Origin of the sequence: Methylibium sp. Pch-M, from assembly GCF_004136295.1 — a bacterium.
GTDB classification, from domain to species: domain Bacteria; phylum Pseudomonadota; class Gammaproteobacteria; order Burkholderiales; family Burkholderiaceae_C; genus Methylibium; species Methylibium petroleiphilum.
The window spans coordinates 603523-628334 of the sequence record NZ_CP029606.1; the positions used below are offsets into that span (position 1 = coordinate 603523).

40 protein-coding genes and 1 tRNA gene are annotated in these 24812 nt (G+C 67.5%); 23 read left to right on the forward strand and 18 right to left on the reverse strand.

Features of this window, described 5'->3' with window-relative positions; all coding sequences use genetic code 11:
* Positions 1–25 precede the first annotated feature (25 nt).
* The 16 genes from C1M51_RS02835 to C1M51_RS02900 all read right to left on the reverse strand — a co-directional run bounded on the left by C1M51_RS02835 (position 26) and on the right by C1M51_RS02900 (position 10075).
* The gene (locus C1M51_RS02835) at positions 26–919 is read right to left on the reverse strand and encodes a phage capsid protein (protein WP_129448130.1); all 894 of its coding nucleotides are present in this window, start codon (positions 917–919) and stop codon (positions 26–28) included.
* 149 nt (positions 920–1068) lie between these two features.
* Positions 1069–1968, reverse strand: coding sequence for a hypothetical protein (locus tag C1M51_RS19050; RefSeq protein WP_207207789.1), 900 nt, complete (start codon positions 1966–1968; stop codon positions 1069–1071).
* The gene (locus C1M51_RS02845; RefSeq protein ID WP_129448131.1) at positions 1965–2276 is read right to left on the reverse strand and encodes a hypothetical protein; all 312 of its coding nucleotides are present in this window, start codon (positions 2274–2276) and stop codon (positions 1965–1967) included. Before C1M51_RS02845 ends, C1M51_RS19050 begins: the two co-directional genes overlap by 4 nt.
* Complete coding sequence (locus C1M51_RS02850; RefSeq protein WP_129448132.1) at positions 2273–3892, reverse strand: portal protein; 1620 nt, start codon at positions 3890–3892, stop codon at positions 2273–2275. The genes C1M51_RS02845 and C1M51_RS02850 overlap by 4 nt, the downstream gene beginning before the upstream one ends.
* Positions 3892–4074, reverse strand: a complete 183-nt coding sequence (locus C1M51_RS02855; protein WP_129448133.1) for a hypothetical protein — start codon at positions 4072–4074, stop codon at positions 3892–3894. The genes C1M51_RS02850 and C1M51_RS02855 overlap by 1 nt, the downstream gene beginning before the upstream one ends.
* Positions 4075–4134: 60 nt before the next feature.
* The gene (locus tag C1M51_RS02860; protein ID WP_129448134.1) at positions 4135–5538 is read right to left on the reverse strand and encodes a TerL; all 1404 of its coding nucleotides are present in this window, start codon (positions 5536–5538) and stop codon (positions 4135–4137) included.
* Complete coding sequence (locus tag C1M51_RS02865; RefSeq protein ID WP_129448135.1) at positions 5535–5987, reverse strand: terminase small subunit protein; 453 nt, start codon at positions 5985–5987, stop codon at positions 5535–5537. The genes C1M51_RS02860 and C1M51_RS02865 overlap by 4 nt, the downstream gene beginning before the upstream one ends.
* Positions 5987–6250, reverse strand: a complete 264-nt coding sequence (locus C1M51_RS02870; RefSeq protein ID WP_129448136.1) for a hypothetical protein — start codon at positions 6248–6250, stop codon at positions 5987–5989. The genes C1M51_RS02865 and C1M51_RS02870 overlap by 1 nt, the downstream gene beginning before the upstream one ends.
* Positions 6247–6477, reverse strand: a complete 231-nt coding sequence (locus C1M51_RS02875) for a hypothetical protein (RefSeq protein ID WP_129448137.1) — start codon at positions 6475–6477, stop codon at positions 6247–6249. The genes C1M51_RS02870 and C1M51_RS02875 overlap by 4 nt, the downstream gene beginning before the upstream one ends.
* The gene (locus C1M51_RS02880) at positions 6474–6923 is read right to left on the reverse strand and encodes a RusA family crossover junction endodeoxyribonuclease (protein WP_129448138.1); all 450 of its coding nucleotides are present in this window, start codon (positions 6921–6923) and stop codon (positions 6474–6476) included. Before C1M51_RS02880 ends, C1M51_RS02875 begins: the two co-directional genes overlap by 4 nt.
* Positions 6920–7096 carry a hypothetical protein gene (locus C1M51_RS18965; RefSeq protein ID WP_165349633.1) on the reverse strand — a complete coding sequence of 59 codons (177 nt, stop codon included), beginning with the start codon at positions 7094–7096 and terminating at the stop codon, positions 6920–6922. The genes C1M51_RS02880 and C1M51_RS18965 overlap by 4 nt, the downstream gene beginning before the upstream one ends.
* Complete coding sequence (locus C1M51_RS02885) at positions 7093–7401, reverse strand: hypothetical protein (RefSeq protein WP_129448139.1); 309 nt, start codon at positions 7399–7401, stop codon at positions 7093–7095. Before C1M51_RS02885 ends, C1M51_RS18965 begins: the two co-directional genes overlap by 4 nt.
* A 195-nt stretch (positions 7402–7596) precedes the next feature.
* Entirely contained in the window at positions 7597–9081 is a 1485-nt protein-coding gene (locus C1M51_RS02890) for an AAA family ATPase (RefSeq protein ID WP_129448140.1), read from the reverse strand.
* 60 nt (positions 9082–9141) lie between these two features.
* Complete coding sequence (locus C1M51_RS18970; RefSeq protein WP_165349634.1) at positions 9142–9279, reverse strand: hypothetical protein; 138 nt, start codon at positions 9277–9279, stop codon at positions 9142–9144.
* A complete protein-coding gene (locus C1M51_RS02895) occupies positions 9279–9599 on the reverse strand; it encodes a hypothetical protein (RefSeq protein WP_129448141.1) in 321 nt (106 codons plus the stop codon). Before C1M51_RS02895 ends, C1M51_RS18970 begins: the two co-directional genes overlap by 1 nt.
* 227 nt (positions 9600–9826) lie before the next feature.
* Positions 9827–10075 carry a helix-turn-helix domain-containing protein gene (locus C1M51_RS02900; protein WP_129448142.1) on the reverse strand — a complete coding sequence of 83 codons (249 nt, stop codon included), beginning with the start codon at positions 10073–10075 and terminating at the stop codon, positions 9827–9829.
* Here C1M51_RS02900 and C1M51_RS02905 point away from each other — a divergent pair.
* The 22 genes from C1M51_RS02905 (at position 10074) to C1M51_RS03005 (ending at position 21710) form a co-directional block, all read left to right on the forward strand.
* Positions 10074–10511: a helix-turn-helix domain-containing protein gene (locus tag C1M51_RS02905; protein ID WP_129448143.1), complete on the forward strand. Its 438-nt coding sequence runs from the start codon at positions 10074–10076 to the stop codon at positions 10509–10511. The genes C1M51_RS02900 and C1M51_RS02905 overlap by 2 nt on opposite strands.
* Before the next feature lie 112 nt (positions 10512–10623).
* Positions 10624–11088, forward strand: coding sequence for a hypothetical protein (locus tag C1M51_RS02910; protein WP_129448144.1), 465 nt, complete (start codon positions 10624–10626; stop codon positions 11086–11088).
* A 16-nt stretch (positions 11089–11104) separates the two neighbouring features.
* Positions 11105–11353 carry an HNH endonuclease signature motif containing protein gene (locus tag C1M51_RS02915; RefSeq protein WP_242499952.1) on the forward strand — a complete coding sequence of 83 codons (249 nt, stop codon included), beginning with the start codon at positions 11105–11107 and terminating at the stop codon, positions 11351–11353.
* A gap of 129 nt (positions 11354–11482) precedes the next feature.
* Positions 11483–11674, forward strand: coding sequence for a hypothetical protein (locus C1M51_RS02920; RefSeq protein ID WP_129448146.1), 192 nt, complete (start codon positions 11483–11485; stop codon positions 11672–11674).
* Positions 11671–12045, forward strand: coding sequence for a hypothetical protein (locus tag C1M51_RS02925; RefSeq protein ID WP_129448147.1), 375 nt, complete (start codon positions 11671–11673; stop codon positions 12043–12045). The genes C1M51_RS02920 and C1M51_RS02925 overlap by 4 nt, the downstream gene beginning before the upstream one ends.
* Positions 12042–12458 (forward strand): hypothetical protein, encoded by a 417-nt coding sequence (locus C1M51_RS02930; protein WP_129448148.1) that lies wholly within the window; start codon positions 12042–12044, stop codon positions 12456–12458. The genes C1M51_RS02925 and C1M51_RS02930 overlap by 4 nt, the downstream gene beginning before the upstream one ends.
* Positions 12455–12943, forward strand: coding sequence for a hypothetical protein (locus C1M51_RS02935; protein WP_129448149.1), 489 nt, complete (start codon positions 12455–12457; stop codon positions 12941–12943). The genes C1M51_RS02930 and C1M51_RS02935 overlap by 4 nt, the downstream gene beginning before the upstream one ends.
* A 97-nt stretch (positions 12944–13040) precedes the next feature.
* Positions 13041–13259: a hypothetical protein gene (locus tag C1M51_RS18975; protein WP_165349635.1), complete on the forward strand. Its 219-nt coding sequence runs from the start codon at positions 13041–13043 to the stop codon at positions 13257–13259.
* Complete coding sequence (locus C1M51_RS02940; protein WP_165349636.1) at positions 13256–14170, forward strand: PD-(D/E)XK nuclease-like domain-containing protein; 915 nt, start codon at positions 13256–13258, stop codon at positions 14168–14170. Before C1M51_RS18975 ends, C1M51_RS02940 begins: the two co-directional genes overlap by 4 nt.
* Positions 14167–14913 carry a hypothetical protein gene (locus C1M51_RS02945; RefSeq protein WP_129448151.1) on the forward strand — a complete coding sequence of 249 codons (747 nt, stop codon included), beginning with the start codon at positions 14167–14169 and terminating at the stop codon, positions 14911–14913. The genes C1M51_RS02940 and C1M51_RS02945 overlap by 4 nt, the downstream gene beginning before the upstream one ends.
* Complete coding sequence (locus C1M51_RS02950; protein WP_129448152.1) at positions 14913–15134, forward strand: hypothetical protein; 222 nt, start codon at positions 14913–14915, stop codon at positions 15132–15134. The genes C1M51_RS02945 and C1M51_RS02950 overlap by 1 nt, the downstream gene beginning before the upstream one ends.
* 96 nt (positions 15135–15230) lie before the next feature.
* Complete coding sequence (locus tag C1M51_RS02955; protein ID WP_129448153.1) at positions 15231–15893, forward strand: hypothetical protein; 663 nt, start codon at positions 15231–15233, stop codon at positions 15891–15893.
* 77 nt (positions 15894–15970) lie between these two features.
* Complete coding sequence (locus C1M51_RS02960; RefSeq protein ID WP_129448154.1) at positions 15971–16192, forward strand: hypothetical protein; 222 nt, start codon at positions 15971–15973, stop codon at positions 16190–16192.
* A gap of 49 nt (positions 16193–16241) precedes the next feature.
* Positions 16242–16790: a helix-turn-helix domain-containing protein gene (locus tag C1M51_RS02965; protein WP_129448155.1), complete on the forward strand. Its 549-nt coding sequence runs from the start codon at positions 16242–16244 to the stop codon at positions 16788–16790.
* A 16-nt stretch (positions 16791–16806) separates the two neighbouring features.
* Positions 16807–17610 carry a hypothetical protein gene (locus C1M51_RS02970; RefSeq protein WP_129448156.1) on the forward strand — a complete coding sequence of 268 codons (804 nt, stop codon included), beginning with the start codon at positions 16807–16809 and terminating at the stop codon, positions 17608–17610.
* Positions 17603–19159, forward strand: a complete 1557-nt coding sequence (locus C1M51_RS02975) for a hypothetical protein (RefSeq protein ID WP_129448157.1) — start codon at positions 17603–17605, stop codon at positions 19157–19159. The genes C1M51_RS02970 and C1M51_RS02975 overlap by 8 nt, the downstream gene beginning before the upstream one ends.
* A complete protein-coding gene (locus tag C1M51_RS02980) occupies positions 19156–19446 on the forward strand; it encodes a hypothetical protein (protein ID WP_129448158.1) in 291 nt (96 codons plus the stop codon). Before C1M51_RS02975 ends, C1M51_RS02980 begins: the two co-directional genes overlap by 4 nt.
* Positions 19443–19691 (forward strand): hypothetical protein, encoded by a 249-nt coding sequence (locus C1M51_RS02985; protein WP_129448159.1) that lies wholly within the window; start codon positions 19443–19445, stop codon positions 19689–19691. The genes C1M51_RS02980 and C1M51_RS02985 overlap by 4 nt, the downstream gene beginning before the upstream one ends.
* Entirely contained in the window at positions 19688–20041 is a 354-nt protein-coding gene (locus C1M51_RS02990) for a hypothetical protein (RefSeq protein ID WP_129448160.1), read from the forward strand. Before C1M51_RS02985 ends, C1M51_RS02990 begins: the two co-directional genes overlap by 4 nt.
* The gene (locus C1M51_RS02995; protein ID WP_129448161.1) at positions 20038–20478 is read left to right on the forward strand and encodes a hypothetical protein; all 441 of its coding nucleotides are present in this window, start codon (positions 20038–20040) and stop codon (positions 20476–20478) included. The genes C1M51_RS02990 and C1M51_RS02995 overlap by 4 nt, the downstream gene beginning before the upstream one ends.
* The gene (locus tag C1M51_RS03000; protein WP_129448162.1) at positions 20478–21056 is read left to right on the forward strand and encodes a hypothetical protein; all 579 of its coding nucleotides are present in this window, start codon (positions 20478–20480) and stop codon (positions 21054–21056) included. Before C1M51_RS02995 ends, C1M51_RS03000 begins: the two co-directional genes overlap by 1 nt.
* Before the next feature lie 81 nt (positions 21057–21137).
* Positions 21138–21710 (forward strand): GIY-YIG nuclease family protein, encoded by a 573-nt coding sequence (locus C1M51_RS03005; RefSeq protein WP_129448163.1) that lies wholly within the window; start codon positions 21138–21140, stop codon positions 21708–21710.
* A 132-nt stretch (positions 21711–21842) separates the two neighbouring features.
* Here the strand turns inward: C1M51_RS03005 and C1M51_RS03010 are convergent, their stop codons facing one another.
* Positions 21843–22919, reverse strand: coding sequence for a tyrosine-type recombinase/integrase (locus C1M51_RS03010; protein WP_129448164.1), 1077 nt, complete (start codon positions 22917–22919; stop codon positions 21843–21845).
* Positions 22920–23030: 111 nt separating this feature from the next.
* Between C1M51_RS03010 and C1M51_RS03015 the strand changes: the two genes are divergently transcribed.
* Positions 23031–23105 (forward strand) — tRNA-Arg (locus C1M51_RS03015).
* 18 nt (positions 23106–23123) lie between these two features.
* Here C1M51_RS03015 and C1M51_RS03020 read toward each other — a convergent pair.
* Positions 23124–24737, reverse strand: coding sequence for an iron ABC transporter permease (locus C1M51_RS03020; RefSeq protein ID WP_129448165.1), 1614 nt, complete (start codon positions 24735–24737; stop codon positions 23124–23126).
* Positions 24738–24812: the final 75 nt, after the last annotated feature.

Below are 24812 nucleotides of genomic sequence, written 5' to 3' on the forward strand. Positions count from 1 at the left end.
GGTGTTCTCCTAGAAGGTCAGGGGATCAGGCTTCGGAGCACAGGATTTCGAGCACCCGGTCGCTGTCGCGGCGCACCGCACCGAAGTGACCTTCGGCGTAGGCTTGCCACGGCATGCCGCGCTTGTCCTTGCGCTGCGAAACGTCGGTCTTCATGCCGCCGCCCCAGCTGCAGAAGGTCATGCCCTTGCGCGTCCAGAACGGGACGCGGCGATAGCCGGAGCCATCGACCGGCAGGCGGTTGGAGACGACGAAGTTGATCGACAGGAAGCCGTTGACGTTGCGCGTGCGCATGACCTCGGCCTTGAAGAAGTCGCCCGAGGTGATCTCGATCTCGTTCATCAGGTTGACCTTTTGCTTCGGCGAGATCGCGCAATAGATCTGCTCGACTTCCGGGTCGACCTCGGCTTCTTCGAAGATGCGGATCGCGGTCTGCAGCTTCTCGACGTTCAGGCCCGAGGTGGTGCCGCCGACCGACACGCCGACCTGGCGGTTGCTGTTCGCGTTGAAGTTCTCGCTGGAACCACCGGTCTCGCCGACGTTGCGTGCGGCGAAGAAGGCGCGGATCGCCTCGTCGTCCATCTTGCGGTGGATGGCCGCCACGATCGCCTGCACGTACTCCGACTGCGGGTTGGCGTTCATCTGCATCTGGTCGAGCGTGTCGAAGAACACCGCCTTGTCGAAGTGACGCGGGTACACCCAGGGGCGGGTGTGCAGCGGGTCACCGGGGGTGATGTCGTCGTAGCGCGTGGTGCGCTCGTCGGCCTCGACGGAACCGATCTGGTTCACCACCGTGGCGGACTTGCCCTCACCAGTCATCGGGGTGAACAGGCTGGCGACTTTCGGCTGCAGCTGCTGGGCGAGCAGCTCGACTGCCGAGGCGTACTGGACGCTGTAGAAGGCAGGGGAATTTGCGGACATGACGGTCTCCGAGAGAGTTCAAAGGGATGAGCTGTCTCGCCTGGCGTGTCCCTTGCGGGTGCCCCACTTGCGCTTTACGAGCGCCAGAACGTCAGGTCTTCCCCTGCCTCCCCCGGAGGGCCGTTGGTGGCCCGTGCCCGGATTCCGAATCAGCCCTTCAGCTGGTTCGCCGCGATGACTTGGTTGAGCTTGGTCAACTCGGCCCACTCGGCGCTGTTCGCCACCATGGCCCGCTTCGCCCACTCCTTGTCCGCGGTCAGTTGCGTCCGACGTGCGATCGCGGCTTCCGGGGTCATGTGGAAGGACGTTGTCGTCTCTCCGAACCCGATGGCCTTCGCCTCACCCGTCAGCTCGCCCACCTTGGCGAACGCCTTCATCACCTTGCTGAAGCCCACGACCTTTTCGAGGGCTGCGATGGACGCCTCGTCGAGCCCGAGCTTCACTGCCGCCCGGCGCGCGATCTCGCGCTGCATCGCTGCTGCCTCGCCAGTGCCCCAGTCGACATCGAGCTTCTTGTGCTCCTCCTGGAGCGCGGTCTGCTCGGCTGCCTCTTGGCGCTGGACTTCCTGGGCGACATGCTCATTCCAGGCTTGGGAAATGTTTTTTGCTTGCGCCTGCGAGAGCCCGGCCTTGTGGAACCAGCCGGCAGCGACCTTCGAGAAGGCGGGGTCAGTGCCCTCGGGCACATCCAGCACGTAGGCGTCCGCGTTGGCCGGGCGGCCGAGCTTGTCGAACACCGCGCCCATGGCCTCGGCGTCGTTCATGTCCGCCGGCAGCACGACGGTGCGGCCCGCGCGGTCGGCGCCGAGCATCTTCTCCAGGCTGTGCGCCTTCGCTGCAGCGGACTCGGGCCCGGTCACGCCGGCGGCCTGCACCCAGCCCTTGAGGTCGGCGTTCTGGAAGTTGTCGAACCACTGCGCAGCAGGCGCAGGAGCAGCCACCGGTGCGGCGGCAGGCGTGGGCGCGGGCGCCGCGACTGGGGCGGCTGCAGGCGCTGCAGGAGCGGAGGCTGCAGGCGCAGCAGCCGGTGCGGTGGTGGCTTCGGTCATTCGTCGTTCCCTTTCGAGTTGGCAATCCGTTGGATCTGGTCGTCGGTGAGTTCACATAGGGCCGTGATGCGGTTGAAAACGTCGCGGCGGCCTTCCGCGAATGCCATGGCGAGAGGGTCGGAACTGCCGGTGATCGGCGAGACCTTGAGCGTGGGTTTGCTGGCGTAGCAGTAGCGCGCCAGGTCCTTCAGCACGATCGCTGCGGCCGGCGCGATGTCGGCGCCAGGCGTGAGGAACAGCGAGCGGTAGGCGTGCGCGCGGCGGTGCAGCCGCTGCTTGAGCCGCTCGACGCTTTCGTTCCAGCTCATAGGGCGGGCACTCCGCTGTTGGCCTGCAGCTTCACGAGGTTCGCGGCTGCGGCGGTGACGACCGGGGCGGCCTGCAGCGCGGCTGCGGCTTGCTCCTGCTCGGCGCGGCCTTCCTTGAGGGCCTGCACGTCCTCGGGGCTGCGGACGACGTTGGTGGGCACGCCGTTGATGTCGCACAGCTCGCGCGCTGCCGCTTCCATATCGAGCACGTCGAGCACGCCGGGGTTGACCTGCGCTATCGGCAGCAGCGCTTCGACCGTGCGCACGATGGCTACCCCGTCGCTGGCGCGCATCGCGCGCGTCATCGGCGACGTGTACTCGATGGCGTACTCGCCCTGAGCCTCGATCAGCTCGGGCGGCATCTCGGGCAGCTGGCCAGCGTTGGCCAAGATGTCGATCTCGCGGTCGATGATCGACCCGAGGAACTCGGATTGCTGGCGGCCGATGACCGGGGCCAGCAGCGCAGCCTTCTCCTGTGCCCGCTCCATCACCTCGGTCGCCGTCATGCTCGGCGTCTCGACGAGGATCTGGAACAGCGTCACAAGGAAGCTGTCGTTGATGATCTCGCGCTCGCGCTCCATCATGTCGAGGCCGAGCTCCACCTTGCCGCCGGTCACCAGCGGCTTCACCAGCGGTTCGCCGCTCGATGTCAGGCCGCCGTAGTTCATGTAGCCCGGCGCCGTGGAGAACGCCTGCAGCACGCCGTCCTCCGACACCAGAAACGGCGGATCGACCACGCGGTGCCCGGCCTTGAGATGAGTCTTCTTCATCTCGTTGAGCACCTTGATGTTCGACAGCGCCAGCCAGGCCGGCGAGCGGCCATAGACCTCGTTCGCGCTGGTCATGTAGCGCGACACCGCGAACGGCCACGACCGGAATCCGCCCTCCTCCAGCTCGTGCTTCTCGCTCGGAATGCAGTAGCACGACTGCCACGGCATGCCGGGATACCCGATGCGGCGCGGCTCATAGTCGGTGCGCGGCCCGACGTAGTGCATGACCTCGACCTGCTCCTCCGGGTGGGTCTTGAGTCGCTCGGCCAGCTTCTGCGGCAGCTTGTCGGGCCAGCGCTGCTGGATTTGCCGCAGGGTGCGGTTGAAGCAGCGGAACACGGTGTCGATGCGCCCGTGCTGGTTCTCGAGGAAGTGCGTGCCCGCGAGGTGCATCGACTTGTAGCGGATGACACGCGACTGCACGTCGTCGTCGATGAACAGCCCGCCGGTGCCGAACGCGCCGAGCGAGAGATAGACCTCGTTTGTCTGGCCGGCGAATGCAGCGCGCGCCGAGTACCGCACGCGGAACAGCGTTTCGGTCACGTCGTCCAGGTACTGCCGAACGCGGTGGTTCTTCTGCAGGCTCTTGTCGGAGACCGTCAGGCCGTGCCAGCGCTGATTGCGCGGGGTCAGGAACGACTCGATCGCGGCGCCGAACTTCTGCAGCGCCAGGGCCGGCGTCGCATCGAACATCAGCTCGGTGCGGCGGTCCCCGTTCGTGCGGATCGCGTTGAAGTCAGCCGACTGCGGGAGCACCCGGTCGCCGATCTCCTGCCAGATGCCTTCCCAGTTGCTGCGCAGCGACTTCGCGCGGTCGAACCGGCGCAGCAGTGCCTCGATGTCCATCAGGAGCCCAGCAGGGCCTTGGCCGCGGTCTGCGGGGCCTCGGCGCGCTGGCCGGCGAGGATGGAGGCAGCGCGGCCACGGCGGCGACGCAGCACGTCGTTGTAGTCCTGCTGGGCGGCCTGCGTGTCTTCGACGACAGTGGGCGGCGGAGCGGGAGGGGCCTTCGGCCGGCTGAATGACATGGCGCACCCTGGGTGGAGGTGCGCGGATGTTTCCGCTGGGGGGAGGAAGCGTTTTTTGCTTCAGCCCAGCACGTTGTAGTCGCCGTTGGCGACGCGCTGCCTGTTCGCCGCGTTGAAGTCCGGCGCGCGCTTGACGGCCTGGCCCTCTCCCATCCCGAGCACGAGGTACTGACCGGCCTCGGCCACGTGGCTGTGCAGGTTCTTGTCCGGCTTGTCGTGGAAGCGTTCGGCACCGGAGACCGCAACGCGCTTGTACTGGTAGCCGCCAGCCAGTGCCTTGCGCAGGCGCCGGCACTGCGGGTGCACGAGGATGCGTGGCTTCCCGTCGACCAGGCGCGTCATCGGCAGCGCGAAGGCTTCGCGGCGCAGGGTGAAGTCGTTCGTGCTCGCAGGCACGGCCGGCACGCGGTTCGCACGCAGGATGTCGAAGGTGGTGCGCTCGTCGTCGTTGCGGCTCATGCCGGCCGGGTCGCCGGTGATGCGGGCGAACTCCATGCCGGGATACCGCGCCTGGGCCGCGACGTGCCACAGCTCTGCGAATCGCACGATGCCCATGTCATCGGTCACCAGCTCGGAGTGGATGAGGATCTGCCCGTTCGGCCGCCGCTGCGCGAACAGCCCGGCCGGCGTGAGGCCGAAGTCCATGCCACCGTACAGCGGCAGCTTCGGGTCGAGGTCGAACTCCGCGACGTGCAGGCTGTCGACGAACTCCGGATAGACCGGCCGGCCGTCGGTCACATAGCCGTAGTCGCCCTTCACATAGACCTTGATCCACTCGGCTGTCTTGCCGGCCTTGAGCCGCTCGTAGTAGCGCTCCGGCAGGTTCTCGACGTTCTCGGCATTTGGCCCATCGCCAGAAGGCTGGGAGAAGAACTCGAAGTCCGCCGGGTGCTGTTCCTCGGCCAGGTCGTACCACCAGTGATCCGAGTCCGGCGGGTTGGTGTCCATGATGACGCCGAACCACGATGCCCCGCCGTCGCGCTTGGACGGGTAGCGCCCCACCCGGCCGGTCAGCGCATCGAGGATGGCTTTGGGCTGTTCGCGCGCCTCGTTCATCCAGCCGCCCGTCACCTCCAGGGACAGCAGCTTCTTGACGTGCTCCGGCCGGTCCAGCGCCAGGAACCACATCTCGAGCTCCACCATCGTCCCGTCGGCATGCGGCCAGCGCAGCGTGTGCGTGATCGGCGCGCCGTGCACGACCTTGCCGAAGCGATCCTCCGGGAACCAGTCGAGCCAGGTCTGCAGCGTCGTGGTGGTGAGTTCGCCGTAGGTGTTCCGCGTCGCCACCCAGCGCGAGCGGCGCACGCCCTGGCACGGCGCCTGCTCCATCGCCCGCGTCCAGATCTCCCAGCAGCAGCCGACCGACTTGCCGGAGCCGATCGGCCCGCGGATGCCGCGCACGAACTTGTTGCTCGCGTGGAACTCCGCGAGCGTCGGGCTCGGGTTGTAGGCGATCGTTCTCATGGCTTGCCCCGTGGCGGGATGTTGGCCTGGTAGTTGACGGTCCCCTGCACGCTGGCGTCGACCTGCATCTCGATCCGGTCGCCGTACTTCTTCGGCTCCAGCTTCGACAGAATCCACTTCTTGGCGTCGACCTCCAGCCGCGATCGGTCGACCATGTCGCCCTCGGTGGTCTCGGTCACCTTCTTGCCGGCGACGGTGATGGTCTTGGTCTTCTTGCCCAGGCGCGGTGTCGTGGCCACAGCGACGATGTCGTCAGCCCACGCCTCGCGGCCCATCTTGCTGGCGATCGCGTACTGCACCTGCCACTGCTCGTTCTGTGCGAGAGCGCGCAGCACGTTGCGCCGGTGCGGCATGCCGGGCAGCGCGCACGCCTGACGCATGCTCAAGCCGTCGGCGATCTGGTCGCAGATGGCGTCGAAGATGGCTTGGGTTACTTTGCGCTCGGACATCAGAGCTTCTTTCGGGCCACGCGATGACCGCGGACGAATGGCTTGCGCGGCAGTTCGAGCACGGATTTCTCCATCTTCTCGGACCAGAACTTGATGAGCGCTTCACCGCGCACGTAGAGCGGCTGCCCCCCCGCCCTGTAGTGCCGCAGCAGCTGCCCCGACATGCCCATGTCAAGCCGGCGCGCGATCTCCTTCATCGGCACGCCGGCATAGATCAGGTCCGTGATGATCGCGAACCAGTCGGGGGACTGGAGGGTGCTCAAGCGATCTCCCTCCCCAACGCATCCCCAGCCGCCGCTGCCTTGACCTGGTCGTGCGTGACGCCGAGCAGCTCCAGTTCGGCGCGGTACTTCGAAGTCAGCCGGCCAGCGCCATGCGACTCGCGGTAGTTCGGCCCGCGAGCGACAGCGCGGGCAGCGCAGCCGGGGCACTGGCCGCGGAAGCCGTGCCACAGCTCAGCGGCGGAGCGGGTGCAGTCGGGGCAGGTCATGCGGCCTCCAGCACCGCCTGCGTCACCGGCTCCAGCAGCGACCACACCTCGACCCGCACGCATGGCGTGGCGCTGTAGCGCTTGCGCTGCCGGCCCTCGATGACCTGCACGTCGTCGCGCCACAGCACGCCATTGCATCCGTCGTACACCGCCTTGACCACGTTGTCAGCATCGGGCTTCGTCGTCGGCAGGATCTCGCCGGCCAGGGCCATGCGCTGCTTCTTCTGCGACCAGCTTGCTGGCACCTGGCAGTCGATGAACAGATTGCAGGCCACGGGGCCATCGAACATAGGACGCCCAGCCATCGCCTGCTGCGCAGAGTGCGCGATCAGGCCCTCGTAGGCGACCGTCTTGCCCGGAGTGAACATGCGCGCGTGCTGGCCGACCTTGCCGATGCGCGGGCGGCCCTTGCCCTGCGGCTGGCCGGGAATGGTGAACGTGATCATGCGCACCCCCTCACCACCATCACCAGCCCAGCAGCCAGCACCAGCGCGATGCCGATCGCCACGCGCCGGATGAACCGACGGTCCTCGGCGTCCAGGCTCTCCAGCTCCAGCGGCGTCCCCTCGAAGCCCTCCATGTTGGCTTCGCGTTCGTTGCGGAGGTTTTGCGGGGTCACGGCTTTCTCCTGATGACCATCACCCGCTCGATCCCGTCCGCAGCCAGACTGCGCAGGATCTCCGTCGCGTAGGTCTTGGTCTTGACGTTGAACAGCTCGAAGAACTCGCGCTGCGTCAGCTGGCCGCCGGGGTTTGCCTCGAACCAGTCGAGGATCTTCTGCGGGCGGCCGCGCTTGGATCGGGGGCCGGGGGTGCGCTTCGGCAAAACCGCGTGCGCGCGCGTAGCGGTGGCGGGGCCGGCGCAGCGAAGCGGAGCCGCAGCCAGCCACCCCATCAAATCCTCTTTGTCACGCTGTTCTGTCACGCTGCACCCCTTTTGTCACGCTCGACTGTCACGCTCGATTTGTCACGCTTCACAGAGCTTTTCTCTCTATCTCTCTCTCCTCACTGACGTTCGGAGAGAACCCCCCTACCCCCCTTTGTCACGCTTGTCACGCTGCTCCGATCTGTCACGCTGTTTTGTCACGCTGGCCTGTTTTTCTGTCACGCTCGGTTTTCGCTACCCGCCACCCTTGAGCGTGATGACGACCCCCTGCGCGACCTCCATGAACCCGGATTTCGTGGCCCAGATGCGGGCGCGTGTGTACGCCTGACGGCGTGCGTCGGGGGTATCGAGCCCCACCTCACCGTAGAAGGCCGATCGCAGTTCCGTCTCGCGCATGCCGTTCTGCATCAGCGACAGCAGCAGCTGGTTGTTCCCGCCCCGGCCGGCGCCGCGCTCGGTCTCCATGGCCTCGCGGACCTCCTCGGCGCTGCTCAGGTGGCGCGCGACCAGCGACGTGACCCGGTCTCCGTCCTCGTCGGTCCCAAGCTCGTGCAGCGTCAGCTGGAAGGTCGCGTCCGCGAAGGCGTCCTGCTCCTTCTGCTTCGCGCAGGTCAGGGTCGCGAGCATTTCCTTCTCGTCGCGGAACACCCCGAGCATGAAGTCGAGGTTGGCCCGGATCGCGCTGGAGCCGCGGGGGCGCTCGGTGGCTTGGTGCCCGGTGTGGTGGATCAGCAGCACGGCGCACTGCCACAGCTGCCGGAAGCGGGCGCCGATCTCGCGGAGGTAGGCCGCCATCTCGTTGGCGCTGTTCTCCTCGCCGGCATAGGTCTGCGACAGGGTGTCGACCACCACCATCGAGGGCGTCACGTTCATCGCCTGGGCGGCCTCGACGATGCGCCAGGCATCGGAGCCGAGGTCCATGGCCACCGGGATCACGTAGAACGCGGCGTCCTTGTACTGGATCCGCCGGCTGCGATGCCACGCTGCGACACGCTTCCACAGCCCGGTGCCGCCCTCGGCGGCGATGTACAGCACCGGCCCCTGCGTCGTGCGCCGGCCCATCCACGGCAGCCCGTGCACGACGTGCAGCGCGCAGTCGAGGGCGATGAAGCTCTTGAACGTGCCGCTGGCGCCGAACATCATGCCGATGGACTCGGCCGGCAACACGTGCTTGACCACCCAGCGCACCGAAGCGGAAGCCTCGCGCAGCTGCTGCACCCCGAGCATCGGGACGCGGCGCGCGCCGGGCTTGCGCTGCAGGTCCAGCTGCCCGAATGCCAGCTTCGCAGCGTCGAGCACCTCGTCGACCGACGTGTTCTTGAAGGCGCTGGTGGCAATTTCGTCGGCTGCGCTGATCGCGGCCCGGAGGAGCGCACGCTCCCGCACGATCTCGGCGTAGCGGCCGATGTTCGAGGCGCTGGAGACGCTCGACGACAGGGAGTTGATGTAGGCCAGCCCGCCGATCTCGGCGGCTTGCCCGGCGGCGTCCAGGCGCTCGTAGAGGGTGATCGGGTCGGCCGGCTGGTGAGCGACGATCATCGCGGACAGGGCCTCGAAGATCAGCCGATGCGGGTGGCGGTAGAAGTCCGTCGACGCGACGGTGTCGGCGATGCCGGCGAACGCGGCGTTGTCGAGCAGCAGCCCTCCGAGGATGCTCTGCTCGGCTTCCAGCGACTGCGGCGGGATGCGCAGCCGCGTCATGTCATCGGTCGGCGTCATGCTCGCCCCCCTGCGAAGGCGATCGATCTCGGCCAGCGCTTCATTCACAGCGGCCCCGGTTCAAAGTCCCAGCTCCCGCGCGATGCGGCGGCAGGCGTGCTCGATCTCGTCGGCCGTGGCCGCGGGATGCAGCGCCAGCCAGGAGCGCTTGCGGCGCTCGTACTCGGCCCAGATGGCACGGGAGGAAGCAGCCGCCATCAGACCGACCCCTGAATGACGCGGCGCAGCGCGGTGTTCTCCTCCCGGAGCAGTCGGTTCTGTCGCTCGAGCTCGGTCTCGTACCGGGACATGCGGCCGATGTCCCACCCGCGGGCGTGGTTCATCCACAGCAGCGGCGCGTCGTTGCCGCAGTGGTCCATCAGCGCGGTCAGCTTCGTCCACACGACGCCTTCCTGACCGCTCACCCAGCGGGACCACTGCGCCTTGTCGAGCTTGAGCTCGACCTGCAGTTCCTTCGGCTCCTTGCCGGCGAGCTCGGCGCAGAGCTCGAACGAGCCACCGAGCGATGTCTTCCGCACGACCTCGCGCGGCGAGACCTCAACGGGTATTCCGAGCTGCGTCACCGGTGCCCCGCAATTTTGTTGAGTGGCGTTGAGAGGCTCGCCGGGGCAAAACTGAAGCCCATGACGAACGACGAAGCCGACCTCCACGACTGGGCCCGCCGCCGCGTTCTGGCGATGCTGCGGCGCGTGCGGGTGCTGATCTGGTGCGGGGTCGACCCGCGATGAGCGGCGGCGCGCACGGGTCAGGCTCCGGCCTTGGCGGGCTCGGGGGTGGGCTCGACCTGCTCGCGGAGCACGCCCCACGCGACATCGGGGCGGAGTTCTTCGCAGCGGACGGCGCCGGCGGTGGCTCGTTCGATCGCTGGGCAGTGCTCAGCCGGGACGCGCCCACGGCTGAGCCAGTTCCACACGTGCTGCTGCTTCACGCCGATCGCGGAGGCGAGCGCGGCCTGACCTTTGGCGATCTCGACCGCCCGTGAGAGTGCATCCATGCTTTCAGAATACAACAGTTGTGGTCTACAAGCAAACACTTGTGGTTTGCCCTGCACAACACGGGTTGTGAAACTGGCGCGCATGGCACTGGGCGCGCGCATCAAGGAAGTCCGGGAGGGCCTCGGTTGGGGCCAGACCGACTTGTGCGACCGCGTGCCCGGCTTGACACAACAGTCCCTCTCGAACCTCGAGAACCGCGACTCCAAGACTTCGGAGTTCGGCATCCGTATCGCCGACGCCCTGGGGGTGTCGGTCAGGTGGCTGCTTGACGGTCAGGGCGACCGCGCCGATCGCGATTGGCCATTTGCCAAGGTCGAGCGGCATCGGTGGGACGACTGCAGCCAGAACGACAAGGGCTACGTCGAGAGCGCGATGAATATCGCCCTCAAAGAGTGCGAGGCCCTGCGCGGGAAACCGAACGGCACAGACGGATGACGGCCGACATTCGCACCTTGCGCCAACCTGACGCAATGGTGTTACCTCGATCGGGGGGCAACCACCCCCTCACCCACGTGGAAGACATCCACCGGGCCTGGGGTTTGTACGAATGATCGGCCGCATCATTGACCGCTGGGCGGCCCGTAGGCAGGCTGCCGAGTTGCAATCCCTCCTCGCGATCCTCGCCGAGCTGAACCGCACTGAGCTCGCCGAGTTGGTCGTCATTGCCGACCACGTCCGCAAGGGCATGCAGATGGAGGGCAACGACGTGATGAAGCCGTTTGACCTCATCGTGCGGCGCCCAACAATGCCGCTCGAGCTCGTCCGCGCCGTTGAGGGATTCCGCCGGCAAGGAAACCATGTGGCAGCGTCCGCGCTCATGGTTTGGGCGCACACCATGCGGGCCGCGCTGCGGCCCACCCTGGTGCCCCTGGCGCGGCAGATGTGGCGCGAGCTGGCGCGGGGGTTTGACGGAATCGAGGAGGCGGCCGCGAGCCTCCGCATTCGACTGAGCACCCCGTTCGACCCGCGCGATGCGACCAACTTCCCGATGGGCTTCGATCCTCGGTTCTAGCGCGCTGGCGCTGGCCGTGTCAGTCGCCGCGGCAGGAGAGGCGCGCTCGCGCGCCGTCCGCGCCGAGTTCCAGCGACAGACGCCCTGCCCAAGCACCGGCGCGACGCGCGGTGCCTGCCCCGGCCACCAGGCAGACCACGTGCAGCCGCTCTGCGCCGGCGGCAAGGATGAGCCCGGCAACCTGCAGTGGCTCACGGTGCGCGACCACCAGCTGAAGACGAAGCGCGACGTGGCGGCCTGCTTCGGCCGCGTCCACCGCCCCTAGGCCGCCCCGCCCCGACCAAGCCCGCCGAGTGCGGGCTTTTTCACGTCCGCCAGAAACTCACACAACAACTGTTTGCTCAATTCAAACAACAGTTGTATAGTGATCCCATCAACCCACCGGGAGCAGCAGATGCAGCGCACGAAACATCCGACGAAGTCCGGCCCCGGCCGTCAGCACGGCCAAGGTGTCGCCCACCCCGACTACGTGAAGCACCGCAACGGCCGGTCCTCGAAGGACGCCGGCCGCTTCGGCAAGGGCCTGCGCGCCGCGATCACGCGCCGCCAGAAGCAGGCGATCGACGCGAAGGCTGGTGCGGCATGAGCGCGCTGCACGTCCAGTACGAGAACCAGGCCCAGGCCGGCGCCGAGGCGCAGATGCAGCGGCAGGACCGGGCGATCCGGCAGTACACGCTGGCGCACGACCAGCTGAAGACGCTGCTGGTCGAGTCGGTGAAGTCCGGCAACGACATCAAGCTGCCGCGGCCGGGGGACCGCTTCTCGACGCTGTTCGCGACGAGCACCTACCTTGCGGAGTCTGTGAGCCCGGAGGCGCGGGATCTTCTGTTCCGCGCGTGCGGTGCGGCGGTGCGGGGTGAGAACGCGAGCGGGATGCTGGAGGCGTTCGTGGAGTGCGTGGCGCGGGACTACGCGGACGACTACGCGGACGAGATGGTGGAAGGGGGTGGGCTGTGATCCGCGCCCTGCACCGCTACCGCCTCGCCCGCCTGAAGCGCAAGCTGGAAGACGCCAAGGCACGGCAGATGGACAAGGCCGATGCCTTGACCCGGGCGAGCGAGCGCAACGTCGAGGCGCTGGAGGAAGAGCGACTCAAGGCGTGGTTCCGCGTGCGATCGCTGGAGATCAAGATCCAGCGCATCGAGACCCGCCTCCGGGCGCCGTCGCGGCTCTGGTGGTTCACCAAGTCGAGCCGCTACCTGAGGGACTGGCACGCTGGATTCGACTTCGCTGTCGAGAAGCTCAAGACCAACACGCCGGAGCAAGTGCTGTCGGCAACCCTGGCCCTGAGCCCCTTCGAGACCCCCGCGTTCCACGACGGGGCGCGCGCTGCTGTGGCCGACTTCAAGGCGAAGGGCGGTGCGAAGTGAGCGCCACGCCGAAGTCCGCCGCAAGCCGCGCTGAAGTAGCGCTGAAAAGCGCCCGCGAGTTCTGGTGGCTGATGTCCGAGGCCGTGAAGTACGGTGTCCGTGGGGCCTGCTCTTGGCAAACCAACAGCAACCTTCCGCCGATCGAGGGCCTGATCCACGAAACGATTCTGTTCTCGGCAAGAGCAACGATCAACGATCGCTGCACCATCGAGATCACAAACGGCTCTGGGTGGATGCCGCACTTTCCAGGCGGCTCCTACAAGCCCATCGACGGCATAGCGATCGTCGTGTGGCGCGATGGTGTGTGGGCCAAGGACACCTACGAGGAGGCGCTCAAGCCGCGGTTTGTCGACATCCTCAGTTCGATCGCTGAAGAGATTGCGCGACTTTCCGCTCCTGAAACTGAGCGCCGGTTGGCGACGCAAGAAGAGTTCCTGCGCGCTGAGCGAATCGCCCTGGCCAAGGCTGCCGGAGGTGCGAAGTGAAAGCCTTCCTCCTCGAAGCCATCAGCGCCATCGTGATCGGCGCAGCGTTCGGCACTTTCCTGGCCCTGTGGGTCCTCGGCCACATCGGAGTCCCGGGATGACCGCCGGCCGCCTCATCGCGCTGCGCCCGTCGCCGCTGCAGCTGCTGAACCGCTGGGTGCGCTGCGCCTACATCAGCTGGCGCATCCGCGAGGCCGAGAAGGACGAGCGCGCCCTGCAGCGCCAGATCGCCCACGACAAGAAGCAGGCCGACGTGTACCGCGGTGCCATCGAGGCGATGCGGTGCGAGTTGGCAGCGGTGGAGGCGGGGCTGTGAACGCGCGCGCTGATCTGCCGCTGGGGCTGGTCTACGACCTGCCGCTCGACGACTACCTCGCCGTCGACGCGGTGAGCTCGACCGACCTTCGCCTGCTGTCTCGCTCGCCGTGGCACTACCGCAACCGCATCGAAGTCGCGCAGACCCGATCCATGCTGCGCGGCACCCTCGCACACTGCGCGGTGCTCGAGCCCGACGCGATGGCGCAGCGTTTCGTCGTCGTGCCGGAAGACGCCCCGCGCATGCCGTCGAAGTCGCAGTGGGCCGCGAAGAAGCCGAGCGCCGACAGCCAAGCAGCGATGGCGTGGTGGACGATCTTTCAGGAGGCGAACGCCGGGCGCGACCTTGTGTCCCGCGAGGACTACGCCGTTTGCCAGCAGCAGCTCGACGCCGTGCGCCAGCAGCCGAGGCTTGCCGAGCTGCTGCGTGCTGGGCGCGGCGAGGTCTCGGTGTTCTGGATCGACGAAGCGACGGGCATCTACTGCAAGGCCCGGCCCGACTGGCTGCCGCTCGGCGACCTGGCTGCGTCACCGCTCGACCTGAAGACCTGCGTCGACGAATCGCCGAGCGGCTTCGGTCGTGCTGCTGCGCGCCTGCGCTACGACCTGCAGGCCGCGCACTACACCGCCGGCATCGAAGCCGTGACGCGCGTCAAGGTCGACGCCTTCGTCTTCGGCGCCGTGACCAACAAGCCCCCGGTGCTGGCCGTGCCCTACGTGCTCACCGACGAGATCCGCGACCAGGGCCGCGAAGAGCGGCGCGAGTTGATGGAGCGCCTGGTGTGGTGCCGGCGCGAGAACGAGTGGCCGGCCTACGGCGCCGGCGTCCAGTTGCTCGACTTCCCGGCCTACGCCAAGCAATCCGGCGAGGTCGAGGTCGAGTGGTCCTCTGACACACAGGAATCCCCATGAACGCAACCGTTGAAGACCTGCGCCCGACCATCATCCCGAAGTCGGACCAGTTGAATGCTGAGCAGTTGCTCGGCGGCCCGATGACCGTCACCGTCACCGACGTGCGGCTCGGCAGCAGCGAGGAACAGCCCGTCATCGTCCACTACGCGAACGAGGGCGGCCGGCCGTTCAAGCCATGCAAGACCATGCGCAAGGTGCTGATCCACGCCTGGGGCGCGGACGGTCGTGATTGGGTCGGGCGCGCGATGACGCTCTACAACGACCCGGCCGTGAAGTTCGGCGGCGAGGATGTCGGCGGCATCCGCATCAGCCACATGACCGACATCGAGCGCGACGTGAAGGTCTCGCTCACGTCGACGCGCGGGAAGAAGGCCAAGTACGAGATCCGCCGGCTGTCGTCGCCTGTGGCCGGCCAGCTCGCCGACATCACCGGGGCGCCGACCATCGAGGCGCTGAAAGAGAACTTCGGCGCGGCGTACAAGGCGACGAAGGACGCGAACATCCGGTCGCAGTTCAAGGCCGCCTACGACGCACGGCTAAAGGCGCTGAGCGATGCTGCTGCAGCAGCGGGTACCCAGCCACCAGGGGAGGCGAAAAAGACCTACGCCACCCTGTCCGACGAAATCCAGAAGGCCACCGACGCCGAGGTCGCGTCCCTGATTCTCGACGAGGCCCGCGAGCACCTGCCGGCCGAGCAGCTCGAGGAACTGGCGGGTGTGTATCGCGCGAAGTGGAGCGCGTGATGGCACAGGCCCGCGTCTACATCGTCTCCACGAAGTTCTCCGAGGGCCAGCCGGTCGTGCGCCGACTGGTCCGCGCCTCCCACCCGAGCCACGCGCTGCGGCACGTCGCTGCCGACCAGCTGCAGGTGACCGTCGCGTCGCAGGACGACTTGATCGACCTGCTGGGGCGCGGCGTGGCTGTCGAGACCGTGAGGCACGAGCAAGCCGAGCTGCCGACCTGATCTGTTTCGCGGCGGCCTGAAGCGGAAAGCCCGTTCCACCCACCCGTCCCAAGCCTGCGCCGCCGCACCCTCCCCCACCCACCCCCAGGAGCCACCATGTTCATCCTCGATTCCCTCACCAAGGTCCGCTTCCTCGACGTTCGCGTGCTCTCGAAGAAGGACCGCAAGCCCGGCGAGAACCCTGGCGTCCAACTGCTGATGCAGGCCACGCTCGGCGTCGGCGTCCTGGCCATGTTCGACGGCTTCCTGCCCGGCATGCTGTACCGCAAGCCCACCGGCAAGGCGCAGGGCGAACTCGCCGGTATCGACACCGCGGAGCTCACCGCCGTCGGCGAGCACGTGAAGCGGCTGCCGTGGGTCTATGAGCAAACCGGGTGCACGCTCACGATCGACTTCGGCCTCGGCGGCGGGAGCAATCTGGTGCTCGACGACGTGAAGGTGCACCGGCTGTCGATGCGGCCGGAGCAGACGGGCGTCGTGATCCAGTGGACCGCCGACGTGCCGGGCCTCAACGACACCACGCGCGGGAAGCTCACCGGCCTCAAGAGCACGGATGTGCAGATGCTGCTGGCTGGGCCGGAGGTCGACGACAGCCAGGCCGAGATCGAGGAGGTGAAGCCTGCCGCGAAGAAGGCGCGCAAGGGCGACGCCGACCCCAGCGGCAGCAAGGAACCGTGGCCGTTCCCGAAGGGCGGCGCTGCTGCGAAGGGCGATGACCCGGTGCTCGACGCGGCGAAGGAAGCGCACGGGGTGGCGTGATCGGGCCTGTAGCCGCAGCGCTCGGTCGAATCACCCTAACACATCAGGAGCAGCACATGCCTCGCCAGAAAGACCTCGTGAAGATCATCCGCGACAACCCCGGATGCGTTGCAACGATCGACAACGACTGCTGGTGGATTCACGCCAAAGGCGCTGACGACGATGCCGAGCCGCTCGCTTCGTCAGACGACGACATCAAGCGCCTGGGCGCCGGCGGCTACGGCTCCGGCCACCGCTACGGCGGCGACATCCTGCAGGCGCTGGCCGTGATTGTCGGCATCAAGGTCGAGAGCGTCTGAGGCTGGTTGCTCGGTCGAATCACCCCGAGGCATCCGAAGGAACACCACCATGGCCACGTTCGTTGAAAACCAATGGATGCACACCATCATCTGCGGGAAGTGCGGAGTGCTGTTCGCCATGTCCGACGCTTACATCACCGCGAGACGCAACGACGGCAAGACGTTCTACTGCCCGAACGGTGATCCGCGCGCCTATCACGAGACGGAGAACGACCGGCTGCGCAAACAGCTGGAGCGCAAGAACGAGATCCTGCACTCGACTGAACTGCGCGCGGAGAAGGCCGAGCAGAACCTGTCGCAGGTGACGCGTGCCCACCGCAAGATGCGCGAGCGCGTGATGAATGGGGTGTGCCCTTGCTGCAACCGCAGCTTCGGAAATCTGCGCGAGCACATGAAATCCGAGCACCCCGACTTCGGCAGCGCCCGGACCTTGCTCGCGCTTCGCAACGCCTTCGGGATGACGCAGGCAGCGGTTGCGCGTGAAGCTGGAGTCCATCAAACGAGCGTCTCGCTCTACGAACGAGGCAAGCACGTCGCCGCCCGCGAACAAGAGCGCATCGATCACTGGCTGGCCCGTCAGGAGAACAGCAATGCCTGACCAAGCAGGGAACACCATGAACCTCACCGAAGAACAGATCAAGGCCGAGCGCGACATTGCTGCAAGGCTCAGAGAGCGCCGCGTAACTCGGTGGGTGCATGCCACAGGCGAGACGCCCAAGGCTAGCGGTTACGCATTGGATGCTGAGTGCTCAGAGGCGGCAGACGAGATCGAGCAACTGCGCGCCGCCCTCGCATCCGCTGCGCCGCCAGCAGCGGCACGGGAGGAGGAAGTGCGCGTGCTGCCGTCGGAGGCAGTCTACGGCTTCGCAGCGTGGCTGACGTGCCGGCCCGCAACGCTGACCGTCGGCAGCTTCCACGAGGCCAGCTCGATGGCCGAGTTGGTGGGCGAGTTCATCAACGCCAACGGCTTCGAGCCGCCGCGCGATGGCGTGTACCCGGAGAACCTCAAGCAACCCGCCCCTCCCCAGCCCGCCACTGGCAGCCAGGACCGGGCGGAAGTCACCAACGCCACATCGCTGTACGTGGCTTGCCACGAATGCACCGAATGCGGACACACGGGCATCAACGACGAGAGCGAGACCGAGTCTGCCTGTTCGGTTTGCGCCTGGCATGGGCCGTCTCCCGAAAAGGATCTGTGCCCGGGGTGCAACCGGGATGGCTCCATGTGCAGGGCCTGCCCTAAGTGCGGCGGTTACTACACGACGATCGCTGAAACGCACATCGGCTCTGGCAGCCAGGACCGGGCGGATAGATCGGTGCACATGCCCGGCGTGCACATGAAGACGATGACGGCTGAGGACGCCCAGGCCATGGGCCAAGCTCTCTCAGGTCGGTCGGATGGAGAAGGCCATGAGTGACGACTTTCGCGAGGCGGCTCTGGCGCTGATCGAGAAGCTCGACGCGGCGGAGCCCCACATCGATGCCATGTGCGCAATGGCCCACAACCGCGGCACGCCCTACAAGGGTCCGACCTACGGTGTTGAACTCGAAGCACTGCGCGCCGCCCTCGCCACCCCGCCGGAAGCCCCGAAGCCAGCAGCCCTGCCGGAAGACCTGGCGGATGCTTTGCGCGAGGTAGGCAAGTGGCTCAACGAGGAGCCGAACCGACCTGTCGACCGCGCAGCCGTCGCAAAGCTGTGCGCCGCACTTCAGGCGAAGCCCGCAGCGCAGGCCGTGCCGGACCTATCGAAAGTGCCGTTCCTGATCTACTTCGACGACTACGATCGCCGGCCCGGTGTCGTCGTCGGTGAGGCTGCCGCACGCGAAGTGTTCAGACAGATCAGCGTCAACTGGAATGCGCACCTGTTCGTGAAGATCGCAAGCAACACGCGCGACGACCGCTACGCACGGCACAACGCCACGCTCGCCGCCTCCCCGCCCGCCCCGGCACAGCCCGAGGCACTGATGCCCTGCGGACACCCCGCGTCGCTGATGCTGCACTCCGCCGAGACCCGCGAGCCGTTGTACTGCGAGTCGTGCGACGACAAAAGTGGGCGCGCCGATGCGGAGCGCAGGGAGTCGGATCTTGCCGAGGCGAACGGAGCCCTGCGCGCCGAAATCGAACGCCTCAAGGCCCAGCATGCCGACGACGCCTGCTGCAAGTGCGGCACCAAGCTCGCCGCAGGAATTGCGACAGGCCAGACCTTCGACTGCAGCGACGAGGGCACCTGTTCACCGGCCGGTCCCGGCGTGATCGTGCCGTGCATGAAGTGCCCGGCCTGCGGGTGGTCGAGGACTGCGACAGCGGCGGATGTAGCCACGACACTGCCCGAGCGCGACGAGCCGGCTCAGGAGATCGTTGCTTGGTGGTATGCCGATGGCGACGTGAAAGTAAGGACGAGCCGCACACCGCCGGTGACCACTGCGCTTTATGCAGGCCCAGTCGCGGCCCAGCATGCCGAGGATGCGCGAGACGCCACCGGCCGCAGCGCCCAGGACTACGCCATCGAGCACGCCGAGTACATGGCAGCGAGCGGCGAGCATCTAATCGCAGCGGTCAACGATCTCGCCCGCGCCAGCTTGGAGGCAGAGGACGGCATCGCCAACCCGTCCGACGTGGATGCCGCGCGCGCGACGGTAGACGAGGCCATGCGCGGGCTCCGGGACGGCATCCACGAGTTCCGCAAGCGCCGTGACCGTGCAGCCAGCGCCCCGGCACAGCATGCCGAGGATGCGCGAGACGCAGCTCGGGCCGAGCTGGTCAAAGACCTTCTCGCCTCGGCGCAGCACACCGAAGAGAACGCGGGCACGTTGCTCAAGTTCGGTGTAGAGATGGAATACGAGGCCCGGTGCCGCTGCCTAGTTGCGGTCAGCCTGCGCTCCATCGCCAACATGTACGAGTTCCACGCCTCAGTCGCTCCGTTGCTCCGTGACCTCGCGGCCAGCAAGAAGGGCGGTGCGGCATGAGCGCGCAGAGCAAGCCGCTCGACATCAATGCGGCGATCGTCGGCAACGTCGTCGAGCTGCGCTATACATCGCACGGTGAAGCGGTCCGGCAGCTATACCTGTTGCGCGAGCACATGGCCCAGCGTGACGAACTGCTGGAGGCGCTCCGCGATCTGAGCGACATATACGCCCGGATCTGGGACCGCGTGGACGGCGCGCTTGTGCTGATGCCCGACAGCATCGACCGCTTTGAAAAGGCCCAAGAGAAGGCTTGCGCCGCCATCACCAAGACCGGAGGCCCAGCATGAGCGAGCCGCCAACTCAACGTGACATCTCCGCGGCAGTTTACGAGCTGGAGAGGGAACGCCGCGAGTTCATGCGCGAGGCTATGCGCACGTTCGATCAGGGCCATTACCAGCGCCTACGCGAGCTTCAGGAAGGTTGCGGACGGCTCGGGCACAAGTGGCGCTTCACGCACCTCGGGCCGCTCGGCAGTCCTTGGTACTGCTGTGGGGTGTGTCACGCGTCCGAATGCCGCAAGGAGGAGTCATGACAGATCGCGAGCTGCTCGAACGCGCGGCGAGGGCTGCGGGGATCGATGCGGAGTTCCATCCCGATGAGGCGTATGAGAGCGAAGGCATGTGGCTGAAAGGCGCTCGCTCGCCGGACAACTCGGCCTATTGGAACCCGCTGCACGACGATGGCGACGCGCTGCGGCTGGCGGTGGCGCTGCGCATGAACCTGGTCCTCGTGACGTTCGGGGCCTCGGCTCGCTGCGAAGACGCTCCATCTAAGTGGGCCGACGAGAACCTGTCCGCTACCGACGACCCCTATGCAGCCACCCGCCGCGCCATCGTCCGCGCCGCTGCCGCGATGTGCCCGACTGAAGGGGGAGAGGGATGAAACCCGAGAGCTACTACATCGCTAGTCTCAAGCACACCAGGAAGGATCACGAGCACATCACCTGGTGGGGCAAGAACCGCTGCGGATACACGCTCGTCGTTGCGGACGTGATCGGCGAGTACGCTGCGGAAGATGCCGCGGACCTCAACAACGGCATCGACTACATCGCGGTCCCTGTCAACGTGGTTCGTTCGCTGCTTTCGCCGGAGCCATATTTTCGGCCCCACGCCCCCGCCCGCTTCTACGACCAACGCGGTCCGGTCGTCGACAACACGCGTGCGAACTGGAACCGTCTGATCGCGATGTCAATGGAGGCCGGGCGGGCCGAGAAGCCGAAGCCATCGACGTTTCGCGGGACACGGCGATCGTTCGCCCACACCGCGCCTGCTTCTGCGGCACAGCAGCCTGCCGCGATGGCGGATCAGGGAGGCGCGTGATGGCCGTCGCTGTCCTGTTTGCTCGACGCGACAGCAACTACAAGGCGCTTCCCGGCGTCGATGTGTACGACATCGACCGCGACGCCAGAACCTACGATGGGCCGCATCCTGTCGTGGCGCATCCTCCGTGCCGCGCGTGGGGCCGGCTGCGCACCTTCGCCCAGCCTCGGCCGGACGAGCGCAATCTGGCTCGGCTGGCTGTCGCCATAGTGCGGGAGTTCGGTGGCGTGCTGGAGCACCCTGCGGGCAGCACGCTGTGGCCGGCGCAGTCGCTGCCCATGCCGGGGCATCGGGACTCCTACGGCGGGTGGACGATGGCCGCACCTCAGAAGTGGTGGGGGCACAAGGCGGAGAAGGAAACGTGGTTCTACGTCGTCGGCTGCGAGCCGCAAGATATCCCCGAGGTTCCGCTGGTGCTGGGAGAGGCGACACACGTCGTGCAGAGCCGCAAGCGCGAGGACTACCGCCCGCACATCACGAAGGCTGAGCGGGAGCACACGCCACCCGATCTGGCTGCGTGGCTGGTGCAACTGGCGGAGCGATGCAAGACCGCCTCCACCGAGAACCAGGAGGGGTGATGCCCAGCATCGCGCCCACCGCTGACGACCCATGCTGACGGCAGCCCAGGTCGCCCCCATGCTCGGCATCATTGAGGCGCCATGAACGAATCGACCACCGCCCTATATCGGCACTTCGACGGCGGCGACGTTCTGCTCTACGTCGGCATCTCGCTCAGCCCGATCTACCGACTCAGCTCGCACCGCTCCGGCTCATCGTGGGCCGAGAAGATCGCCAGGGTGAGCATTGAGTGGTTTCAGACTCGCGCAGAAGCGCTGCAGGCCGAGGCATACGCCATTGCCACCGAGCGACCGGCTCACAACGTCATGGGACGCGCACGCCGAGGCGTATTGGTCGCACCACCTGCGCCGAAGCCGCGTGAGCCGCATTACGTGGACCGCGCGGAGGCTGTTGCAACCCACTTCGCGGTGAGCCTGCAAACCATCGCGCGCTTGATCGCTGAAGGGATGCCGCGAGAGCAGGTCAGCGCAAAGCGCTGGCGATACGAACTGGGGGCCTGCCAGGACTGGCTGCGAGCAAGGTCCGAAGCCCTCACGTTCGCTAAGATCACATCAAAGCTCAAGGCGGCACACGATGCGCAGGTTATCGCTCGTGCAGCCATGGCGGAAGCGATGGAAAGTGCCATCGCAACGATCGGCGAGAAGCAAGCATGAGCCTCTGGCGCGTCCTGTTCCTCGCCGAGCGCTACGGCCGCATGTCGCTATCGCTCGAGGAGGTCGCCGAGCAGATCGGCATCGCCGCCGGCACGATCAAGAACCGGCGCGCGCGGGGCGAACTCGACTGGCTCAAGTCGGACGGCCGCCAGCTTTACGCGGACGTTGCGGACGTGGCGGCTTATCTGGAGTCGCAGCAGCGTACTGCTCGTGAAGCTCCTCCATCGACACCGCCACATAGCGAGAGTGGATCGCGTCCGAGCGATGACCCGTCACTGCCTTCCGGGCGTCGGCGTCGAAGCCCATCTCCCGAAGCCGCGACGTAGCCTCGCGGCGCATGTCGTGCAGACGCAGATCGGGGATGCCGAGCGCACGCACTCCGAAGGTCACGCTGTCGGTGAGCCGTTCCGGCGAGAAGGCGAAGATCCTGGCATCGTCCTTCGGCTGACGCTGCACGATCGCCCAGGCATCGCCCAGCAGGGGAACCCACTCGTCGCGCGCCTCGATCCTGCGGGGGTGCTTGCGGTGGCGCACCAGCACCGCCTTGCGTAGCTCGTCCACGTCGGCCCAGGCGATCCGCGTCAGCTCGGCGCGGCGCAGGCCGGTGATCGCGGCCACCCGCACGGCGTCGCCAACCTCCGGCCCCCTGTTCTCGTCCAGCCACGACACCAGCCGGGACAGTTCGTCCTCGGTCGGCCGGCGCGTCCGGCGCCCACCGCCACCGATCAGCTGGGCGTAGTGCAGCAGGGGTCGCGCCAGGCCGACCACATCGGGCAGCGGCACCTGCAGGTAGGCCCCGACGTGCCGGATCGCGGTCCCGAGCAGGGACAGTTCCATGTTGACCGTGTAGCCGCCGGCCCCCTGCGACTTCCTCAACTGAGCCCACTGCGTCAGGCGCTGGGGCGTCAGCTCCCGGAGCCGCTCCGCCCCCAGGTCTTCGGCCAGGTGCTCCAGCATGTAGTGGACGTTCGACGCCGGATCGACCGCCCGGCCCAGCGTGGCGCGCATGCGACGGTATTCCGAAACAAGCGTGTCGACCTTCATGTCGTCGCCCAGGGCCGCCGGCCGGTGCTCGTCCATGCCGGTTTCGACTCGCCGGGCCCAGCTCTCAGCCTCCCGGCGGGTGTCGAACGTGCGCGCGATAGACTTGTGCCCGGCCCGACGCACCTGCGCGCGCCAGCGGTCGCCAACTTGGATGATGGAGGCCACGCTGTAGCAGTCCTGTAGTAGTCGAGTAGCACCGGAGTTGTGATTGCCGGTGGTTTCGCGTGATGCTACAGGAGAGCGGGTGAGTGAAAATCGACCCAGGGCCAACCCTTAGCCACCGTAGTTCAATGGATAGAACGGCCGCCTCCTAAGCGGCAGATACAGGTTCGATTCCTGTCGGAGGCACCAGCCGCGGCGGGGTGCCGCTCACCGCACCCGCATCGCGCGCGACAGCAGCAGCACCGGAATCAGGCCGACCAACACGATCGCCAGCGAAGGCAGCGCAGCCTCGGCCAGACGCTCGTCGCGTGCGAACTGGTAGGCCACCACGGCCAGCGTGTCGCTGTTGAAGGGCCGCAGCACCAGCGTGGCCGGCAGTTCCTTCATCACGTCGACGAACACCAGCAGCGCCGCGGCCAGCGCCGAGCGCGTGAGCAGCGGCGCGTGCACGCCGAAGAACAGCCGCCCGCCCCCCGCCCCGAGCGTGCGGGCGGTGTCGTCGAAGCTGGCCGGGATGCGTGCATAGCCCGCCTCCACCGACTGCAGCGCCACCGCCGAGAAGCGCACCAGGTAGGCGTAGAGCAGGCCGCCGATGCTGCCGGTCGCTGCCGCCGTCACCCAGGCGGCGGCACTGCTGCCCGGCGCCGCGGCCTGCACCCAGCCCACCGGCAGCAGCAGGCCGACAGCGATCACCGCCCCCGGCACCGCATAGCCCAGCGACACCAGCCGCGCCAGTGGCCGCACCGCGCCGCCGGCGCGGCCCCGCAGCACGAAGGCAAGCAGCACCGCCAGCGCCACGGCGGCGAGCGCCGCGATGGCGGCGAGCTGCAGGCTGGTCCAGGCCCAGCCGGCAAAGCGCAGCCAGGGCAGGCCGAATTCGCCGTGCCGAGCCTCCAGCCACACCGCGCGCAGCAGCACCGCCACCGGCAGCACGAAACCCAGCAGCACCGGCGCCGCACACAGCGAGAAGGCCAGCACGGCGCGCCGGCCGTGCAGCGGAACCGGTCGGCCCTCGCGCGCCGCCGCACCACCGCGGCTGCTGGCATAGCGCAGCCTCCGCTGCGCACGCCGCTCGGCCCACAACAGCAGCGCAACGACGAGCAACAGCAGGGTGGCGAGCTGTGCGGCGGCGATGCGGTCGTCCATCGCCAGCCAGGCCTTGTAGATGCCGGTGGTGAAGGTGGTCAGGCCGAAGTAGGAGCCGACGCCGTAGTCCGCGAGGGTCTCCATCAGGGCCAGCGCCACGCCGGCCGCCAGCGCGGGCCGCGCCAGCGGCAGCGCGACGGCGCGCACGCGGCGGCCGAGTCCGGCGCCGAGCAGTCGCGCAGCCTCCATCAGATGCAGGCCGCGCTCCATCAGCGCGCCGCGGGTCAGCAGGTAGACATAGGGGTAGAGCGCCAGCGTGAACAGCACGATGGCGCCGGGCAGGCTGCGCACGTCGGGCCACAACGGCCCCTGCGCGCCGGTCAGCGCCCGCAGCGTGGTCTGCAGCGGGCCGCTGTACTGCAGGAAATCGGTGCTGGCATAGGCCAGCACATAGGCCGGCATCGCCAGCGGCAGCAGCAGCGCCCACTCGAAGACGCGCCGCCCGGGGAAGTCGAACAGGCTGACCGCGGCGGCAGTGGCCCCGCCCAGCAGCGCCACGCCGATCGCCACGCCCAGCGCCAGCAGCAGCGAGCTCAAGGCATAGCCAGGCAGCACCGTGGCAGCCTGGTGACGCAGCAATTCGAGGCTCTGCGCCTGCGGGGCCAGCCAGGCCCCGAACACGCCCAGCAAGGGCAGCGCCAGCAGCGCGCACAGCACGACGGCGAGGCGGCGCATGCTCAGTCGAGGCCGCGGCCGGGAGGCCCGCGACGGCCGTGGTCAAGGCGCGGCAGCGGGGCGAATACGGGAATG

What these genes read in the sequence shown, in the direction of transcription:
- C1M51_RS02910 (WP_129448144.1), top strand. Translation starts at nt 10,624, where the DNA reads ATGATCGGCCGCATCATTGACCGCTGGGCGGCCCGTAGGCAGGCTGCC.
- C1M51_RS02995 (WP_129448161.1), top strand. Translation starts at nt 20,038, where the DNA reads ATGAAACCCGAGAGCTACTACATCGCTAGTCTCAAGCACACCAGGAAG.
- C1M51_RS02855 (WP_129448133.1), bottom strand. Translation starts at nt 4,074, where the DNA reads ATGTCATTCAGCCGGCCGAAGGCCCCTCCCGCTCCGCCGCCCACTGTC.
- C1M51_RS02880 (WP_129448138.1), bottom strand. Translation starts at nt 6,923, where the DNA reads ATGATCACGTTCACCATTCCCGGCCAGCCGCAGGGCAAGGGCCGCCCG.
- C1M51_RS02945 (WP_129448151.1), top strand. Translation starts at nt 14,167, where the DNA reads ATGAACGCAACCGTTGAAGACCTGCGCCCGACCATCATCCCGAAGTCG.
- C1M51_RS02875 (WP_129448137.1), bottom strand. Translation starts at nt 6,477, where the DNA reads ATGACCTGCCCCGACTGCACCCGCTCCGCCGCTGAGCTGTGGCACGGC.
- C1M51_RS02890 (WP_129448140.1), bottom strand. Translation starts at nt 9,081, where the DNA reads ATGACGCCGACCGATGACATGACGCGGCTGCGCATCCCGCCGCAGTCG.
- C1M51_RS02920 (WP_129448146.1), top strand. Translation starts at nt 11,483, where the DNA reads ATGCAGCGCACGAAACATCCGACGAAGTCCGGCCCCGGCCGTCAGCAC.
- C1M51_RS02865 (WP_129448135.1), bottom strand. Translation starts at nt 5,987, where the DNA reads ATGTCCGAGCGCAAAGTAACCCAAGCCATCTTCGACGCCATCTGCGAC.
- C1M51_RS02965 (WP_129448155.1), top strand. Translation starts at nt 16,242, where the DNA reads ATGGCCACGTTCGTTGAAAACCAATGGATGCACACCATCATCTGCGGG.
- C1M51_RS02975 (WP_129448157.1), top strand. Translation starts at nt 17,603, where the DNA reads ATGAGTGACGACTTTCGCGAGGCGGCTCTGGCGCTGATCGAGAAGCTC.
- C1M51_RS02990 (WP_129448160.1), top strand. Translation starts at nt 19,688, where the DNA reads ATGACAGATCGCGAGCTGCTCGAACGCGCGGCGAGGGCTGCGGGGATC.
- C1M51_RS03020 (WP_129448165.1), bottom strand. Translation starts at nt 24,737, where the DNA reads ATGCGCCGCCTCGCCGTCGTGCTGTGCGCGCTGCTGGCGCTGCCCTTG.
- C1M51_RS02900 (WP_129448142.1), bottom strand. Translation starts at nt 10,075, where the DNA reads ATGGATGCACTCTCACGGGCGGTCGAGATCGCCAAAGGTCAGGCCGCG.
- C1M51_RS02925 (WP_129448147.1), top strand. Translation starts at nt 11,671, where the DNA reads ATGAGCGCGCTGCACGTCCAGTACGAGAACCAGGCCCAGGCCGGCGCC.
- C1M51_RS18975 (WP_165349635.1), top strand. Translation starts at nt 13,041, where the DNA reads ATGACCGCCGGCCGCCTCATCGCGCTGCGCCCGTCGCCGCTGCAGCTG.
- C1M51_RS02835 (WP_129448130.1), bottom strand. Translation starts at nt 919, where the DNA reads ATGTCCGCAAATTCCCCTGCCTTCTACAGCGTCCAGTACGCCTCGGCA.
- C1M51_RS02950 (WP_129448152.1), top strand. Translation starts at nt 14,913, where the DNA reads ATGGCACAGGCCCGCGTCTACATCGTCTCCACGAAGTTCTCCGAGGGC.
- C1M51_RS02980 (WP_129448158.1), top strand. Translation starts at nt 19,156, where the DNA reads ATGAGCGCGCAGAGCAAGCCGCTCGACATCAATGCGGCGATCGTCGGC.
- C1M51_RS02955 (WP_129448153.1), top strand. Translation starts at nt 15,231, where the DNA reads ATGTTCATCCTCGATTCCCTCACCAAGGTCCGCTTCCTCGACGTTCGC.
- C1M51_RS02985 (WP_129448159.1), top strand. Translation starts at nt 19,443, where the DNA reads ATGAGCGAGCCGCCAACTCAACGTGACATCTCCGCGGCAGTTTACGAG.
- C1M51_RS02860 (WP_129448134.1), bottom strand. Translation starts at nt 5,538, where the DNA reads ATGAGAACGATCGCCTACAACCCGAGCCCGACGCTCGCGGAGTTCCAC.
- C1M51_RS03005 (WP_129448163.1), top strand. Translation starts at nt 21,138, where the DNA reads ATGAACGAATCGACCACCGCCCTATATCGGCACTTCGACGGCGGCGAC.
- C1M51_RS03000 (WP_129448162.1), top strand. Translation starts at nt 20,478, where the DNA reads ATGGCCGTCGCTGTCCTGTTTGCTCGACGCGACAGCAACTACAAGGCG.
- C1M51_RS02970 (WP_129448156.1), top strand. Translation starts at nt 16,807, where the DNA reads ATGAACCTCACCGAAGAACAGATCAAGGCCGAGCGCGACATTGCTGCA.
- C1M51_RS18970 (WP_165349634.1), bottom strand. Translation starts at nt 9,279, where the DNA reads ATGGCGGCTGCTTCCTCCCGTGCCATCTGGGCCGAGTACGAGCGCCGC.
- C1M51_RS19050 (WP_207207789.1), bottom strand. Translation starts at nt 1,968, where the DNA reads ATGACCGAAGCCACCACCGCACCGGCTGCTGCGCCTGCAGCCTCCGCT.
- C1M51_RS02845 (WP_129448131.1), bottom strand. Translation starts at nt 2,276, where the DNA reads ATGAGCTGGAACGAAAGCGTCGAGCGGCTCAAGCAGCGGCTGCACCGC.
- C1M51_RS02850 (WP_129448132.1), bottom strand. Translation starts at nt 3,892, where the DNA reads ATGGACATCGAGGCACTGCTGCGCCGGTTCGACCGCGCGAAGTCGCTG.
- C1M51_RS02905 (WP_129448143.1), top strand. Translation starts at nt 10,074, where the DNA reads ATGCTTTCAGAATACAACAGTTGTGGTCTACAAGCAAACACTTGTGGT.